Source organism: Rhodococcus sp. MS16 (genome assembly GCF_013277795.1).
Classification (GTDB): Bacteria; Actinomycetota; Actinomycetes; order Mycobacteriales; family Mycobacteriaceae; genus Rhodococcus_F; species Rhodococcus_F globerula.
Genome location: NZ_VBTM01000004.1, coordinates 668,335 through 683,608 on the forward strand (window position 1 = coordinate 668,335; position 15,274 = coordinate 683,608).

General features: G+C 60.9%; 13 protein-coding genes. 7 read left to right on the plus strand and 6 right to left on the minus strand.

Features of this window, described 5'->3' with window-relative positions:
* Nucleotides 1-340: 340 nt before the first annotated feature.
* Together FEZ60_RS12555 and FEZ60_RS12560 are read right to left on the minus strand one after the other, a co-directional pair.
* Nucleotides 341-3,655, minus strand: a complete 3,315-nt coding sequence (locus FEZ60_RS12555) for a protein kinase (protein WP_172936183.1) — start codon at nucleotides 3,653-3,655, stop codon at nucleotides 341-343.
* 155 nt (nucleotides 3,656-3,810) lie between these two features.
* A complete protein-coding gene (locus tag FEZ60_RS12560) occupies nucleotides 3,811-4,812 on the minus strand; it encodes a helix-turn-helix domain-containing protein (RefSeq protein WP_172936184.1) in 1,002 nt (333 codons plus the stop codon).
* 213 nt (nucleotides 4,813-5,025) lie between these two features.
* On the opposite strand from FEZ60_RS12560, the gene FEZ60_RS12565 reads away from it, so the two are divergent.
* A complete protein-coding gene (locus FEZ60_RS12565; protein ID WP_116101353.1) occupies nucleotides 5,026-5,955 on the plus strand; it encodes a DMT family transporter in 930 nt (309 codons plus the stop codon).
* Here FEZ60_RS12565 and FEZ60_RS12570 read toward each other — a convergent pair.
* The gene (locus FEZ60_RS12570; protein ID WP_116101352.1) at nucleotides 5,900-6,421 is read right to left on the minus strand and encodes a 2'-5' RNA ligase family protein; all 522 of its coding nucleotides are present in this window, start codon (nucleotides 6,419-6,421) and stop codon (nucleotides 5,900-5,902) included. The genes FEZ60_RS12565 and FEZ60_RS12570 overlap by 56 nt on opposite strands.
* A gap of 19 nt (nucleotides 6,422-6,440) precedes the next feature.
* Here FEZ60_RS12570 and FEZ60_RS12575 point away from each other — a divergent pair, with 19 nt between their 5' ends.
* The 4 genes from FEZ60_RS12575 (at nucleotide 6,441) to FEZ60_RS12590 (ending at nucleotide 10,312) form a co-directional block, all read left to right on the plus strand.
* Entirely contained in the window at nucleotides 6,441-7,538 is a 1,098-nt protein-coding gene (locus tag FEZ60_RS12575; protein WP_116101938.1) for an isocitrate/isopropylmalate family dehydrogenase, read from the plus strand.
* A gap of 115 nt (nucleotides 7,539-7,653) precedes the next feature.
* Entirely contained in the window at nucleotides 7,654-8,598 is a 945-nt protein-coding gene (locus FEZ60_RS12580; RefSeq protein ID WP_233363928.1) for an ABC transporter substrate-binding protein, read from the plus strand.
* Nucleotides 8,598-9,554 carry an amino acid ABC transporter permease gene (locus FEZ60_RS12585; protein WP_084702999.1) on the plus strand — a complete coding sequence of 319 codons (957 nt, stop codon included), beginning with the start codon at nucleotides 8,598-8,600 and terminating at the stop codon, nucleotides 9,552-9,554. Before FEZ60_RS12580 ends, FEZ60_RS12585 begins: the two co-directional genes overlap by 1 nt.
* Nucleotides 9,551-10,312: an amino acid ABC transporter ATP-binding protein gene (locus FEZ60_RS12590; protein WP_033230826.1), complete on the plus strand. Its 762-nt coding sequence runs from the start codon at nucleotides 9,551-9,553 to the stop codon at nucleotides 10,310-10,312. The genes FEZ60_RS12585 and FEZ60_RS12590 overlap by 4 nt, the downstream gene beginning before the upstream one ends.
* Nucleotides 10,313-10,315: 3 nt before the next feature.
* Here the strand turns inward: FEZ60_RS12590 and FEZ60_RS12595 are convergent, their stop codons facing one another.
* Complete coding sequence (locus FEZ60_RS12595; RefSeq protein WP_033230825.1) at nucleotides 10,316-11,161, minus strand: class I SAM-dependent methyltransferase; 846 nt, start codon at nucleotides 11,159-11,161, stop codon at nucleotides 10,316-10,318.
* A gap of 307 nt (nucleotides 11,162-11,468) precedes the next feature.
* On the opposite strand from FEZ60_RS12595, the gene rpsA reads away from it, so the two are divergent.
* Nucleotides 11,469-12,956 carry a 30S ribosomal protein S1 gene (rpsA, locus tag FEZ60_RS12600; RefSeq protein ID WP_033230824.1) on the plus strand — a complete coding sequence of 496 codons (1,488 nt, stop codon included), beginning with the start codon at nucleotides 11,469-11,471 and terminating at the stop codon, nucleotides 12,954-12,956.
* A gap of 186 nt (nucleotides 12,957-13,142) precedes the next feature.
* Here rpsA and FEZ60_RS12605 read toward each other — a convergent pair whose 3' ends face one another.
* Nucleotides 13,143-13,364 carry a hypothetical protein gene (locus FEZ60_RS12605; RefSeq protein WP_033230823.1) on the minus strand — a complete coding sequence of 74 codons (222 nt, stop codon included), beginning with the start codon at nucleotides 13,362-13,364 and terminating at the stop codon, nucleotides 13,143-13,145.
* A gap of 152 nt (nucleotides 13,365-13,516) precedes the next feature.
* On the opposite strand from FEZ60_RS12605, the gene coaE reads away from it, so the two are divergent.
* A complete protein-coding gene (gene coaE, locus FEZ60_RS12610; protein ID WP_172936185.1) occupies nucleotides 13,517-14,731 on the plus strand; it encodes a dephospho-CoA kinase in 1,215 nt (404 codons plus the stop codon).
* 3 nt (nucleotides 14,732-14,734) lie between these two features.
* On the opposite strand, the gene FEZ60_RS12615 is transcribed toward coaE, so the two are convergent.
* On the minus strand, nucleotides 14,735-15,253 hold the full coding sequence (locus FEZ60_RS12615) for a DUF402 domain-containing protein (RefSeq protein WP_033231399.1): 519 nt from the start codon (nucleotides 15,251-15,253) through the stop codon (nucleotides 14,735-14,737).
* Between the last annotated feature and the right edge of the window lie 21 nt (nucleotides 15,254-15,274).

Sequence of the window (15,274 nt, forward strand, 5' to 3'; positions counted from 1 at the left end):
GACAGTCGAACTACAGATATTCGATGCCTGACAATTCTGCACTGCGATGGGTGCGGAAGGTTGTCCGCACCACTGACGCAGTCCTGCCCTGAATGTGGCTGTCGGTTTCTCCACTCGGTTCCGTGCTGCGGCACAGGCACCATCGTCTCCTGGCGATATGTGCAAGGAGAGAATTGCGGGTCAGCATCTGCGCGGATTCCGATCATCGCGATTGTCGAGTTGGATGAAGGTCCGTGGTTGTACACGCTGATCGATTCTGTCCGGCACGCGATGCCTGACAAGCAGTCGCGAGTCGCGTTTCGGTGCAAGGAGCCGGGCGATCGGTTTCCCCACTTCAGCCTCACGTGACGTTTCGTGCCTGTTCGACAACCCATCCGGCGATCTGAGCACGCGAGCTGAACCCGAGCTTGGTCAGAATATGTTCGACGTGTCCCTGAGCAGTGCGAATCGAAATCACCAGTTTCGCGGCGATCGCTTTGTTCGTCAGCCCTTGGGCAACGAGGTCGGCGACTTCCGACTCGCGTTTGGTCAGGCTCGGTCCGATTTGGTTCGACGGAACAGTGACCGGTGGATTCTCGTCGAGCGCCAACGCCGTGGCCTCCGAGATCTTCAGCTTCGCGCCCTTCTTGAACTCGGTGTCGAATTTTCGAGCACCGAGCTGGAGTTTTGACACTCGTGCGCACTCCTCGTGATTGGCAGTCATGCCGAGAACACGGATCGCCGGAGTATCGATCTCGTCCAATAACGTCTGCACTGCGCCCATCAGCGCAGCGGCATGTCCGTAGCGCTTCGCGTCTGCCGCGATCCATGCCAGCACTTCCATGCACCATGCCGAACCGAACGGATCGTCCACGAGCCGAGCCAGCGTCAGCCCCTTCTTCAGCTGCGATTTCGCTCGCGCTTGGTTACCGTCGGACCACAATGCGAGCCCGAGATTCCAGCACGAACGTCCCCGGTACACGATCTCGCCCAGCGGTTCGGTGATCGAGAGCGACTCCTCGTAGCACGCGATGGCCCGGCTGGTGTCGCCAATTTGGTGGTAGGCCAGGCCGAGATGGTTCAGTGCCCAGACATGTCTTAGCAGGTTGTCCTCGGGGCGGAACACTTCGAATGCATGTGAGATGTCCGTGACTGCCTGCTTCGGATTACCGCTGAAGAGGGCAAGAACACCGCAGGCGTACGACGCGAGCGCATCCGCGTCCGGACTTCCCAGTGACTCCGCGCTCGCGCGCGCTTCCTCGGCAAGAGCGGCGCCCGCCTCGGTGTCGCCTTGGATGGATGCAAGCCGACAGTCAGCGTAGAGCGCTTCCAATCGGGCGACCGTCGGTGTCTCGGAGTCGCACGCGAGGATTCGGTCGAACCAGTGTCGAGCTTCGCTGAACAGCCCTCGGGAGAACCAGAACGGAAAAATTGCCACGGCCATCCGAAGCCCAGCCTCCGTATGGTCTACGCCTGATTCCGAGATGCACAGCTCCATGGCCTCGTGCAGATTCGGCTGTTCCCGTCCCAACCGATCGATCCAGTCCAGTTGATTGGGTCCGATCCACTCGGCTGCTGCCCGTAATGCCAACTGCTCGAACCACTCTCGATGTCGACGATGTAATTGTCCGGCTTCGCCGGATTCTTTCAATTTCTCCGCGCCGTACTCTCGCAGGGTCTCGAGGAATCGATACCGAACCACGGACGTCGGCTCCTCTCGAATGAGGATCGACTTGTCGATCAGCGATACAAGCACGTCCAGCACATCGGCCGATGTCAACTCGTCAGCGCAGATTCCCTCCACAGCATCCAACTCGAAGCCGCCGGTGAACACGGACAGCCGGGCCCACAGCTTCTGTTCGAGCGGGGTGCATAGGTCGTAACTCCAGTCCATGCACAACTGAAGGGTTTGCTGGCGCGTCGGAGCCGTGCGGTTGCCTCCGGTCAGAAGCCGGTACCTGTCAGTGAGATGCTCGAGAATCTGAGTGGTGGACATCGAACGCAATCGGGCCGCCGCCAACTCGATGGGAAGTGGAAGCCCGTCGAGTTGATGGCAGATCTGCGTCACCGAGGCCCTGTTGTCCTCGGTGATCGCGAAGGTCGGAAGCACAGCGCATGCACGTTCGATGAACAACGTCACCGCGTCGTATCCCGACAAACCCTGCAGGGAGGGTGTTTGATCGTGATCCGGGACGGTCAGTGGTGACAGTCGGAGCACGCTCTCCCCGCCGATGCCGAGTGGTTCGCGGCTCGTGGCCAGGATTCGCAGCTCCGGGCAGGTCTGCAATAACGCTTGTGCCAGACCAGCAATGGCATCGAGCATCTGCTCACAATTGTCGAGCACCAACAACGTTCGATGTGGACGCAGGTGCTCGACCAACGTCTGCTGTACCGGTCGGGCGGAGAGGTTCCGTAGCCCGAGGGAGGCGGTCACTGTTTCGGCCACCAGGGGCTCGTCTCGGATCTCGCCCAGCTCGACCAACCAGACTCCGTCGGGAAATGCTTGCCGGCAACTTCTCGCAACTTGCAGCGCAAGTCTGGTTTTACCGACACCGCCGACCCCGGCCAGTGTCACCAGCCTGTTGGCGGCCAGCGCCTTCTTCGTTTCGGTCAACTCGCGGCGACGCCCGACGAAACTGGTCAGATCGAGCGGTAGGTTCCCCATGTCGTCTCGGCCACGCGTCGAGGCGTTTCCGGACACGGGGCCGGTTCCACGTGGTGGCGAAAAGGTGGTGCGAGGCTTCGAGCTGTTCGAATTCGGGTCACCGAGTTCGGGATTCAATGCCATCTCGTCCAATGACCATCCGCGACGGCGTTGAGTCTGCCTGAGTTCCTCGCCGAATTCTGCGGCAGATGTGGGTCTGTCACCGGGATACACGGCCATCGCGTTTTCGAGGACTACACGTAAGTCGTGGGGGAGGTCGGGTTCGGTGGCGACGCCCGGAACCTGTCTGCCGGAAATGGCTGCGAGCAAGGTCGCGCCGAGGCTGTAAATGTCAGCAGCGGCATCCGACTGATCTCCGCGCAGGATCTCCGGAGCCGTGAACGCCGGCGAACCGGTGACGATGCCCTTGGCGGTTTCGAAGGCGTCGACCACGTGTACCCGCGGCCGGTCGTTGCGATAGCCGTTCACGTGAGCAATGCCGAAATCGGCAAGTTCAGGTTCGCCGTAGTCGCTCAGAAGCACGTTGGCCGGCTTCACGTCCCGATGGAGGATCCCCGCGCGGTGCGCAGTTTCCAACGCGCCCGCGACCTTGATTCCCAGGCGACATGCCGCCTCGCATTCGAACCGGCCATGGGCGTGGATCCACGCTGCCATCGAACCTTGAAGGTGGTACGGCATCACAATGTACGGCCGACCGCTGCTGGTCGCGCCCACCGACAGGACATTGAGAATATTCGGGTGCCCGGTCAATCGGCCCATCGCACGCTGTTCACGAAGGAATCGGGCGAGATTCTCGCTGTCGAATTCGCCGGTCAACACCTTGACGGCCACGACGCGGTCCAGAGCGGGCTGGGAACAACGGAATACCACACCGAATCCGCCGCGGCCGATCTCGCGGGCATCCGCGAATCCGGCCACCGTCAGTTCCGCGGTGACCAGGTCAGCCCGTGTCGGTCCGTCGTGCTGTGTTACTTCGCCGAGCTGCGTCGGCGGTGGATGATTCTCGATCATCAGTTACTTCGATCCGGTGCACTTGCTTTCGGTGTGTAAACGTCACCGAGAAAGCCTCGAGCGGACCGCAGCGCGGTCGCTCGAACATGCACACGTCACTTCTCGGCGAGTATCTACAGGGTAACTCTGCTCGCGGATCGTGGGGAAAATCACGCCTACGGGGATTCGGGCTGTGTGACAGCCCGGAATGTTCGCCGGTAAGCCTGTGGTGTCGTGCACCGCAGCCGGAGAAAGTGCTGGCGAAGGACCGCGCCACCGCCGAAACCCACCCGCTCGGCTATGACGTCGACAGGTAGATCACTGTTTTCGAGTAATTGCTGCGCCGCGAGGACGCGTTGATCGCTGAGCCAGCGAGCCGGGGTTGCACCTGTTTCAGATTGGAAACGGCGGGCGAAGGTTCGAGGCGACATGTTGGCGCGCGCAGCCACCCGCGTCACCGTGAGGTTCTCGGAAAGGTGTGCCGTCATCCAGTCGAGTAACGGACTCAGCGTTGTATCGGGAACTGTGGCAAGGGGACTGGCGACGTACTGAGCTTGTCCGCCATCGCGGTGTGGCGGAACAACCATGCGTCTGGCGATCCCGTTCGCGACGCGACTGCCCTGTTCTTTCCGGACAATATGCAGACACAGGTCGATGCCCGCAGCTGTTCCGGCACTCGTGAAAACACGATCCTCGTCGACGTACAACACGTCTGGATCGACCTTGGCGTCCGGATAGGCGTCGGCCAATCGCTTGGCGTGGCGCCAATGGGTGGTGCACCGCTTTCCGTCGAGTAAGCCTGCCGCTCCCAATATGAAGGCGCCGGTACACAGACTTGCCACCTTCGCGCCGCGGCTCACCGCGTCCTGGAGTTTGAGAAGGAGCGGATCGGCGCTCGAATCGGGGCGCGGGGCGCACATGTAGTCGTCGTCTGCGGCGTAGGTCCCGCCGGCCGACACGATGATCAGATCCGCGTCGTCGAGAGCGTCCAGGTTGTACGGAACGTCGATGCCGTATCCGAACCGGGTTCGGATCGGTCCTGGAACTGCCGCGACCAACGAGAAATCGTACGTCGGCAAGTTTTCGTCCGAGCGATCGAATCCGAACACCTCGCAGGCCACCCCGAGTTCGAAAGCCTCCGTCATCGGCATCAGTGGGACCACCACTTTTTCGAACATGTGTCGAGTCTGACAGAAAAATGACGTCGTGGCAGAAAATCGTTCAAGTATGGCATTTCTGCCACTATTGCTGCATGTACTACTGCGTCAAGCTTTGTACATGGCAATCATCATCGTCAGTCTGATCGTCCTCGTCACCCTCAACGTCCTGGCTCTGACCGGGCGCACTCCCGACACTCGCCGCGACGTGAGCCCCCACGGCGAATTCACCTTGTGAGGGCGAGCCTGCTCTTCCAGTACGTCGCCGCGTCGATGGTGTGGGGCGCAAGCTTCCTCTTCGTGAAGATCGGCCTCGAAGGATTGTCCTTCACTCAAGTTGTCCTGTGGCGCTTGGTTTTCGGTGCACTGGCGTTGGTGATCGTTTCGGCGATCAATCGGATCGGATTGCCGCAGGATCGTCGAATCTGGAAGCACATGTCCTTTCTGGCGGCGATGCAATGTGTAGCTCCGTGGCTGTTGTTCAGTTGGGCCGAGCAGAGCATGTCGTCGGGGCTCGCCAGCATCTACAACGCCACGACACCGCTCATGACGATGGCGGCGTCCCTCGCATTCCTGCCCGGGGAGAGCTTGACCAGATTCAAAGCCACAGGCCTCATGCTCGGGTTCTTCGGTGTTCTGATTGTGCTGTCCCCGTGGAACATCGGAGTTGGTGGAAGCGTCAGCGCGCAGATCGCCTGTCTTGGAGCTACCGCGTCGTATGGCGTCTCGTTTGTCTACCTCCGTCGCTTCGTCCTTCCGCTCGGTGTTGATACCCGCACCATCGCGTTGCTGCAGATCAGCATCGGGGCATTGTTCATGGTGCTCGCGTCGCCGGTCATCGCGAACACACCGATGCACCTGACACCGGCAATCATCGGGTCGATGATCGCTCTCGGCGCATTCGGAACAGGATTGGCATTTATCTGGAACACCAACGTCGTGCAGGGGTGGGGTCCGACAGCTGCCTCGACGGTCACCTATCTCAGCCCAGTCGTCGGCGTTGCGCTCGGCGCGATCGTGCTCGGCGAGAGCATCGGCTGGAATCAACCACTCGGAGCGTTGATCGTGATCGCCGGAATCCTGGTTACCAGGCGGGCAACTCGATCGCTCACGCCGGCGGAGTCAGTGACCACTCCAATTTCTGTTCGCCGTCCCACCGTCTGATCGGACCGCAATCGTCGGCGATCACGTCCTTGCTCAGTAGGGAGATCGCACCGCCCAGTTGATCCGGCTCGATCCGCCGAGCCAACGTCACATGTGGCGTCCACGTACCCGGTTCGATGTGCCCGGGAATGCCACTGGACCCGGCTGCGGCGTCGAAGACATCACGGTGAAGTCGCAGGAGCGCTCTCGACGGGATGACAGAACGTGCCAATACGAACTGCCTGCCGCCGAACACGATGTAACCACCCAATCTGATTTCGAAGGGTGGTAGCGAGAACCGTCTGGTCAGGACCTCGTCGACCTCAGGCGGAATCGCGCGCGCGACAAACAACGTGATGTGCGGTCGATTGCTCTCGCGCACCATTTTTCCCTGACTCGGTAGACCTGCGTCAGCGAGCGCAGACCACTGACCGCGTATCGCCGACTCACTCGACTCGCCGAGTAACAACTCCACCGACTGGACCATGATGGGTAATGATTGCCCGATGACAGGTACGAGTGCAATCGGATCATCGGGCCTGCGGCTGGGACTCATGCGCGGCGACGGAATCGGTCAGGATATCGTCCCGGCCACTCGGGAGATCGTGGACGGCGCAATGTCCTCGGTTCACGCCCAACCAGTGGAGTGGGTGGAACTGCCGCTCGGCGTCGAAGCCATCGACAGTCACGGGACACCGATTCCCGACGAAACACTCACCGCACTCGAGCAGCTACCCGGATGGATCCTCGGACCACATGACAGCGCGTCGTACCCGAGCGAGTTTCGTGGACAGCTGACGCCCGGCGGTGTGATCCGAAAGAAGTTCGAACTCTTTGCGAACATCCGTCCGGCCGCTGTTCTGAGCGGAGTGAAGGCGACTGTTCCGGACATGGACTTGGTGATCGTCCGCGAGAACACCGAGGGGCTGTACGCAGACCGCAACATGGCTGTCGGTAGCGGTGAATTCATGCCGACGCCCGACCTCGCACTGGCGGTTGGCGTTTTCACCCGCGCAGCGTGCGAGCGAATAGCCCGAACGGCGTTCGCTCTGGCGACGCGTCGACGCAATCACGTCACCATCGTCCACAAAGCGAATGTCCTCACCCTCACTACCGGGCTTTTCCGCGATGCCTGCCGCACTGTGGCCGCGGATTTCCCTCATGTCGTTGTCGACGATGAACATGTCGATGCCATGGCCGCACTTCTGGTTCGGCGAGGTGGAGAATTTGATGTCGTAGTCACCGAGAACATGTTCGGCGACATCCTGTCAGACCTGGCAGGAGAGTTGGCCGGCTCGCTCGGGACAGCGCCGTCGATCAATGTCTCGGACACTCGAGTCATGGCGCAGGCTGCGCACGGAGCGGCGCCGGACATAGCGGGCAAGAACCGAGCCAACCCCACAGCCATGTTTCTCTCGAGTGCGATGATGCTGGACTGGCTGGCAGATGTCCGTCGCGAACCTGTGTTGTCGGCTGCGGCGCGTCGAATCAGAAATGCGGTGAACGCCACTATTTCCTCGGGAATCGCGACCGCTGACCTTGGCGGCCTTGCGTCCACCAGCGAATTCGCCGAAGTGGTGTACGCGCATACACTTCGTCGCTGATTCTTGTATCGCACGGGTGGGGAAGGAGTTCGGAATCGTTAGTCGAGGAAGTCCTGCCGTACCCTACCGTTCTACTGAATTTCGAATGAGCGTTGCTCGATGCGGCGATCGACGAGTGGAGAGCAGAGTCGTGGTCGGTGAAAACGCGCGAGCAAGAGTGTTTCGTCGCGGGGGAGTACGCATACATCTCGTTCGGCTCCTGTTGGTCGGCGTGATTGTCGCGCTCTGCGGGGGATGTGTGGTCAACGACGAGGGTCTTGTGCCGGAAGGTCCTCCACTCACGGTGCAGAAGGTGCCTGAGATTGCGGCGCTGTTGCCACCGAAGGTCGCTGAAACCGGCAAGCTCCAGATCGGGGTGAACATTCCCTACGCGCCCAACGAATTCAAGGACGCGGACGGCAACATCGTCGGATTCGACGTCGACTTGATGAAAGCTGTTGCGGCAGTGCTCGGAGTCGAGGCGGTCTTCAACCAAGCGGACTTCGACAAGATCATTCCCGCAATCCAATCGGGGAGCTATGACATGGGAATGTCGTCGTTCACCGATTCCAAGGAGCGCGAGAAGACGGTCGACTTCGTGACCTACTACAGCGCAGGCATTCAATGGGCGCAGCGCCCGGACAATCCTGTCGATCCGAACAATGCGTGTGGGCTGCGGGTCGCGGTCCAAACCACGACGACCGAGGACATCGACGAAGTGCCTGCGAAGAGCGAGGCATGTGTTGCCGCAGGCAAGCCGCCGATCGAGAAGGTCAAGTACGACAGCCAGGACGACGCGGCGAATGCGCTCATCCTCGGCCGAGTCGACGCACTGTCCGCGGACTCGCCGGTCACCGGCTACGCGATCAAGCGCAGCAAGGGCCGAATGGAAGCGGCGGGTGAGCCCTTCGATTCGGCACCGTACGGTTGGCCGATCGTCAAGGGCTCGGAGCTGGGTCCCGCACTTCAGCAGGCCATGCAGTATCTGATCGACAACGGCGTCTACCAACAGATCGCTCAGACGTGGAGCGTCGAGGCCGGCGTCATCGAAGTATCCAAGATCAACGGCGCGGAGAGCTGATGAACATGACAACAACCGAGAGTGGCGATCCGGCGCCGATCAAGGCGATCCCACTGCGCAGACCTGGTCGCTGGATAGCTGCGATCGTCGTAGTGGTGTTGTTCGGACTGTTCGTCTACGGGGCGGCGACCAACGACGCGTTCGGATGGGGAACCTACGGTCGGTATCTGTTCGACTCGCGAATCAGCGCGGCCGCGTGGAAGACCATCCAACTGACAGTGCTCTCGATGGTGATCGCGATAGTCCTGGGCGTGATTTTGGCTGTGATGAGGTTGTCACCCAACCCTGTCCTCAGGACAGCCGCTTGGGGGTATCTCTGGATTTTTCGTGGCACGCCCGTGTACGTCCAATTGGTGTTCTGGGGGCTGTTTCCGTCGATCTACAAGAGCCTCGATCTCGGTATCCCGTTTGTGCATCAGTTCGTGCACATCGATCTACAGGGAATCCAGGCGGCGTTCCTTTTTGCCGTCATCGGGTTGGCATTGAACGAGGCTGCCTACATGGCGGAAATCGTCCGAGCCGGAGTGAGTTCGGTCAACGAGGGACAGACCGAAGCATCCATCGCGTTGGGCATGACGTGGAGCCAGACCATGCGCCGAACGGTTCTCCCACAGGCAATGCGCGTGATTATCCCGCCGACGGGCAACGAGTTGATCAGCATGCTCAAGACGACGTCGCTGGTGTCCGCAGTTCCGTACAGCTTGGAGTTGTACGGTCGTGCCAGAGATATTTCGGGTGCAAACTTCGAGCCGATTCCACTGCTCATGGTTGCGGCAACCTGGTACCTCGCGATCACCAGCCTGCTGATGATCGGCCAGTTCTACGTCGAGCGGTACTACTCGAAGGGTGCCACGCGAGCACTGACCACACGCCAGCTTCAGGCGCTTGCCGATGCACAAGGCAACGCGACGGTAGTGGAGACACTCCCGGACACTCCCGGAGGAGAACGCAAATGACACCGATGGTCAAGGCAGATCGAGTGTGCAAGAACTTCGGCGCACTCCAGGTTCTCAAAGGCGTGTCACTCGAAATCGATCGTGGGCAGGTGCTCTGCCTGGTCGGTCCGTCCGGGTCGGGCAAGTCGACTTTCTTGCGCTGCATCAACCACCTCGAACAGGTCAATGCCGGACGCTTGTATGTCGACGGCGACCTTGTCGGTTACTCGGAGAAGAACGGCAAGCTTTACGAGCTGCACCCACGGGCGGCGGCGAAGCAACGACAGGACATCGGCATGGTGTTCCAGCACTTCAACTTGTTCCCGCACCGAACTGCGTTGGAAAACATCATCGAAGCGCCCACCCAGGTGAAGCGCGTCAGCAAGAAGAAGGCGATCGAGCGGGCAAAGGATCTGCTCGATCAGGTTGGTTTGAGCGCCAAGGCAAACGCATACCCCGCCCAGTTGTCCGGTGGACAGCAACAGCGCGTTGCCATCGCGCGGGCACTCGCGATGGACCCGAAACTGATGCTCTTCGACGAGCCGACGTCGGCTCTCGATCCGGAACTCGTCGGTGAAGTTCTGACAGTCATGAAACAACTCGCCAAAGACGGTATGACGATGGTCGTCGTCACTCACGAGATGGGCTTCGCCCGTGAGGTTGCCGATCAGCTGGTGTTCATGGACGGCGGAGTTGTCGTCGAATCCGGTGAGCCGCGACAACTTCTGGCCAACCCGCAGCAGGATCGCACCAAGGCATTCCTGTCGAATCTGCTGTAGCTCTCAGGGTTTGACGGCACTGAATATCGCGGTGCCCGGAAAGAGCTGGCCGCGTAGGGGACTCCACTGTCCCCACTCGCGGTCTAGCCACTCCGGCCACTCCGGTTCGATGATGTCGTGAACCTGCAGGCCGGCCGCCACCAGTTCGCGGACGCGGTCGCCGATCGTGCGGTGGTGCTCGACGTAGGTGGGCACGCCGTTGTCGTCGACCTCGACGTAGGGCGTTCGGTCGAAGTAAGGGAGTGTCGCGGTCAGTCCCTTGGGTCCAGGGTCGTCGGGGAAGATCCAGCGAATCGGATGGTTGACCGCAAACACCCACTTGCCGCCCGGCCGTAGAACTCGCGCTACTTCGTTCATCACTTGCTGCGAATCGGCCACGAACGGAACGGCTCCGAAAGCGGAGCAGACGATGTCGAAGCTCGCGTCGGCAAACGGCAGCAATTCGGCGCTCGCCTGGATCAGCGGTACGCGTGGTCCGCCGGCAGTCATAGCGTCGACTCCGCGCGAGAGCATGCCCATCGAAATATCGAGTCCGACGGCCCGGGCGCCGTGACCGGCCAGCCACCGGGCGCAGGGTGCGGAGCCGCACCCTACTTCGAGGATGTCCTTGTCGACGATGTCGCCGAGCAGGTGGTGATCGCCTTCGTGTAGACCCTCGGGGCACCAGACGAATTCACCGTCTGCGCTGTTCACGCCCAGAAACTCGCCATGAGTACGGTGGTAGTCCTCGGCGTCTGCGTCCCACCACGCGCGGCTGGCGCGGTCGCTCGCATCGGAGTCGACCCGGGCCCTGCCGACTCCGCTGGTCCCGAGAATGGAATTGGCGGCAGCGTGGCGATCGTCAGACATGTCGAACAGACTAGAGCGCTACCAGCGGCGACAGGGTACCCGGGTTTGCCCGCTCGCACCGCCGACGCGTAGTCTTACCCACGCGAGTGTCTGTCATTCAGTCGAATATCTGTACTAGGCCTTTACCGAGGCCTTGGATCGGCGTGAACGAGAGATCTTGTGGTGCACCGTTCGGGTGCGGAATGTGTTTCGGTTTCCGGTTGTTAGTTTCTGTGCAACTGGGTACTGCATTCCGGTACCTACAATGTTGCATCTCGTCCGACAAAATCCATCAACCGACCACAACTCGTCCGGAGCAATTCAACATATGCCCTCCACAACCGTCACCTCGCCGCAGGTTGCCATTAACGACATTGGCTCTGCCGAGGACTTCCTCGCCGCCATCGACGCAACGATCAAGTACTTCAACGATGGCGACATCGTCGAAGGCACCATCGTCAAGGTCGACCGCGACGAGGTTCTGCTCGACATCGGTTACAAGACCGAAGGTGTCATCCCTTCTCGTGAGCTCTCCATCAAGCACGACGTCGACCCCAACGAGGTCGTCTCCGTGGGAGATGCGGTCGAGGCTCTCGTCCTCACCAAGGAGGACAAAGAAGGTCGACTGATCCTGTCGAAGAAGCGTGCTCAGTACGAGCGTGCCTGGGGCACCATCGAGGAGCTCAAGGAGAAGGACGAGGCCGTCAAGGGCACCGTCATCGAGGTCGTCAAGGGCGGCCTCATCCTTGACATCGGCCTTCGTGGCTTCCTCCCCGCCTCGCTCGTCGAAATGCGTCGCGTCCGCGACCTCCAGCCGTACGTCGGCAAGGAGATCGAGGCCAAGATCATCGAGCTCGACAAGAACCGCAACAACGTGGTCCTGTCGCGCCGTGCATGGCTCGAGCAGACTCAGTCCGAGGTTCGCAGCGAATTCCTGCACCAGCTCCAGAAGGGCCAGGTCCGCAAGGGCGTCGTGTCCTCCATCGTCAACTTCGGTGCATTCGTGGACCTGGGCGGCGTAGACGGTCTGGTTCACGTTTCCGAGCTGTCTTGGAAGCACATCGATCACCCGTCCGAGGTTGTCGAGGTCGGCACCGAGGTCACCGTCGAGGTTCTCGACGTCGACCTGGACCGCGAGCGCGTCTCCCTGTCGCTCAAGGCAACGCAGGAAGATCCGTGGCGTCAGTTCGCCCGCACGCACGCCATCGGCCAGATCGTGCCCGGCAAGGTCACGAAGCTGGTTCCGTTCGGTGCATTCGTGCGCGTCGAAGAGGGAATCGAAGGCCTCGTTCACATCTCGGAGCTGGCTGAGCGCCACGTCGAGGTTCCGGACCAGGTTGTCGGCGTCGGCGACGATGCACTCGTCAAGGTCATCGACATCGACCTCGAGCGTCGTCGTATCTCGCTGTCGCTGAAGCAGGCCAACGAGGATTACAACGCCGAGTTCGATCCGTCCAAGTACGGCATGGCCGACTCGTACGACGAGCAGGGCAACTACATCTTCCCCGAGGGCTTCGATCCCGAGACCAACGAATGGCTCGAGGGCTTCGACAAGCAGCGCGAAGAGTGGGAGAACCGCTACGCCGAGGCTGAGCGTCGTCACAAGATGCACACCGTTCAGATGGAGAAGACCGCTGCAGACGAGGCCGCTGAAGCTGCCACCGCTGCTGCCGGCTACTCCTCGGAGACGGCTTCTGCAGACGACGAAGAGGCTCCGGCCTCTGCAGGCTCCGCTCCGGCAGAGTCCGCTGGTGGATCGCTTGCAAGCGATGCACAGCTCGCCGCACTTCGCGAGAAGCTGTCGGGCAACGCATAAGGATTACTGCTTGATCTGATCAAGCGAGATCTGTGAAAGAACCCCGCGCCTGCGCAAGCAGGAGCGGGGTTCTTTTGTTGTGTGGCACAAGTATTCGCCTCACACCGGTTGTCGCCTGGGAGGAAATGCGACAGCCACCAGTCTGGCGACTGGTGGCTGTCGGGTGAAAGCTGCGGTGCTGCTAGGTCAAGCGGTGGTGGCCGGAGCCGGGACCCAATACGTCGCGGTGGCTTCGGCTGTGCGCTTGCGCATCGACGCGAAGCTGTGACGGCCCTGGCTCACGAGGACGGTGAACCACGTTCGCCGATGTTCGGCCAATGCAAAGGCAACCTCGGGAAATTCGATACAGTGCACGCCGTTCGGCATTCCGAGGCGATGCTGACCAAGATGGTCACGATCTGCTCGCATGGCGTCCACTTTCTCGAGAAGGTGCAGGGCGTTCGCTAGAACTTAACCACACGGATTGCCTTTATTGTGGTATTTGCGTCTGGAGTTGTGTGGCGTGTTCAATTTCAGGACTCGAATCTCGTGCGGTCAGCATAGGTGAGAGACTGTCCGTTGTGTTGAGAGTTGGCCTCACTGGAGGCATCGGAGCCGGCAAGTCGACTGTGTCGAAAATCCTCACCGAACTGGGAGCAGTGATCGTTGATGCCGATCTGATCGCCCGAGAGGTCGTAGAACCCGGTACTCCGGGGTTGGCTGCGTTGGCGCAGGCGTTCGGTGACGGCATCATCGCGCCGGACGGCACCCTCGATCGACCCGCGCTTGCGGCGTTGGCGTTTGCCGACGACGCTTCCCGCGGCACTCTCAATTCGATCCTGCATCCGTTGATCGGCCATCGTACGGCCGAAGCCATTGACGCTGCGCCAGCGAATTCTGTTCTGGTGCAGGACATTCCACTGCTTGTCGAAGCTGGAATGGCTCCGGCGTTCAATATGGTTGTCATCGTGTACGTCGACGCCGAAGAACGTGTCCGGCGGTTGGTCGAGTCACGTGGGATGCCCGAGAGCGATGCCAGGGCGCGAATCGCGGCGCAGGCGACCGACGATCAGCGCCGCGCCGTTGCGGACGTCTGGCTCGACAACAGCGGTGATCCAGGCGCCCTGGACGCTGTCGTCCGTGAACTGTGGGCCAATCGAATCGCACCGTTCGAGGAGAATCTGCGCACCGGAACAGCGGTTCGTGTACTTCCTGAGCTGAGCCCCGCGGATCCGCAGTGGCCGGTGCAAGCAACTCGCCTGATCAACCGGTTGGCGCTGCTGTGTGGTGATCGAGCCACGCGTATCGATCACATCGGTTCCACTGCCGTACCGGGACTCGACGCGAAGGACGTGATCGATCTTCAGATCACCGTCGAACACATCGGGATTGCGGACGACTTGGCCGCTGACCTTGCAACTGGTGGTTTTCCGCGTCTCGAGAACATCGTCGCGGACGATCCGAAACCTGCCTATGTCGGGGGTGAAACCGATCCGAGCGTGTGGGCGAAGCGGATTCATGCCAGCGCAGATCCGGGTCGGCCGGTGAACATCCATATTCGTGTCGACGGTTGGCCGGGCCAGCAATTTGCCGTGTTGTTCCGTGACTGGCTGCGGGCGGATGACGACGCCCGTGCGGAGTATGCCGCGTTGAAGGTCCGGGCCGCGGAGCACGCGTCCGGAATAGATGATTACGACAAGGCGATGGATGCGTACCTCGCGGTCAAGACACCCTGGTTCGACGCGGCGTTCCACCGTGCGTGGGAATGGGCAGACAAGTCGGGTTGGACGGCCTGACGCCTACCGCCAGGTGATCGGCATGCCCAACGACGACAGCCACGCGCCGAGATCGTGACCGTGGGCGGCAATGCCGTCGATGGTGCGGGCAGCGATCAGCATGGCCTGTTCGGACGTCTGGGCGTCGAGTATTCCGGATGCGTGCGCTTCCAGGAGTTCGTCGACGTCGAGTAGTTCGGTGCTGCGGCCGGTCTGCACAATCAGATCGAGATAGTGGTCTTCGGATCTCCATGCGTGCTCACCGCGCGTGAATGTGCCGATGTCGATGTAGTGATCCTGGTCCCGTTCGTGCCCCGGCGTGAAGTGGAAGATCGACGCTCGGATTCCGAGGTCGGGAAGTATCCACGACTCCAGGTAGTGGAATTGTGGATGGTCTGCGTGTCGGCCCATGTACAGGCCCCATGGCTCTTCGCGGTAGGTTTCGACCTGGCGAACGAAGCCCTTGGGGTCGATGTTGGTTCGGGCCTCGAGGTCGAAAGTTTCGACTTTGGGCGGGTGAATGTGAATACGTGCTTCGCTCATGTTGCATGAACCTACCGCTGC

Bases quoted from the DNA above. Each gene is read 5' to 3' on its own strand.
- FEZ60_RS12595 (WP_033230825.1), bottom strand. From the start codon at position 11,161: ATGTCTGACGATCGCCACGCTGCCGCCAATTCCATTCTCGGGACCAGC.
- FEZ60_RS12615 (WP_033231399.1), bottom strand. From the start codon at position 15,253: ATGAGCGAAGCACGTATTCACATTCACCCGCCCAAAGTCGAAACTTTC.
- FEZ60_RS12555 (WP_172936183.1), bottom strand. From the start codon at position 3,655: ATGATCGAGAATCATCCACCGCCGACGCAGCTCGGCGAAGTAACACAG.
- FEZ60_RS12570 (WP_116101352.1), bottom strand. From the start codon at position 6,421: ATGGTCCAGTCGGTGGAGTTGTTACTCGGCGAGTCGAGTGAGTCGGCG.
- FEZ60_RS12585 (WP_084702999.1), top strand. From the start codon at position 8,598: ATGAACATGACAACAACCGAGAGTGGCGATCCGGCGCCGATCAAGGCG.
- FEZ60_RS12590 (WP_033230826.1), top strand. From the start codon at position 9,551: ATGACACCGATGGTCAAGGCAGATCGAGTGTGCAAGAACTTCGGCGCA.
- FEZ60_RS12560 (WP_172936184.1), bottom strand. From the start codon at position 4,812: ATGTTCGAAAAAGTGGTGGTCCCACTGATGCCGATGACGGAGGCTTTC.
- FEZ60_RS12575 (WP_116101938.1), top strand. From the start codon at position 6,441: ATGACAGGTACGAGTGCAATCGGATCATCGGGCCTGCGGCTGGGACTC.
- FEZ60_RS12605 (WP_033230823.1), bottom strand. From the start codon at position 13,364: ATGCGAGCAGATCGTGACCATCTTGGTCAGCATCGCCTCGGAATGCCG.
- rpsA (WP_033230824.1), top strand. From the start codon at position 11,469: ATGCCCTCCACAACCGTCACCTCGCCGCAGGTTGCCATTAACGACATT.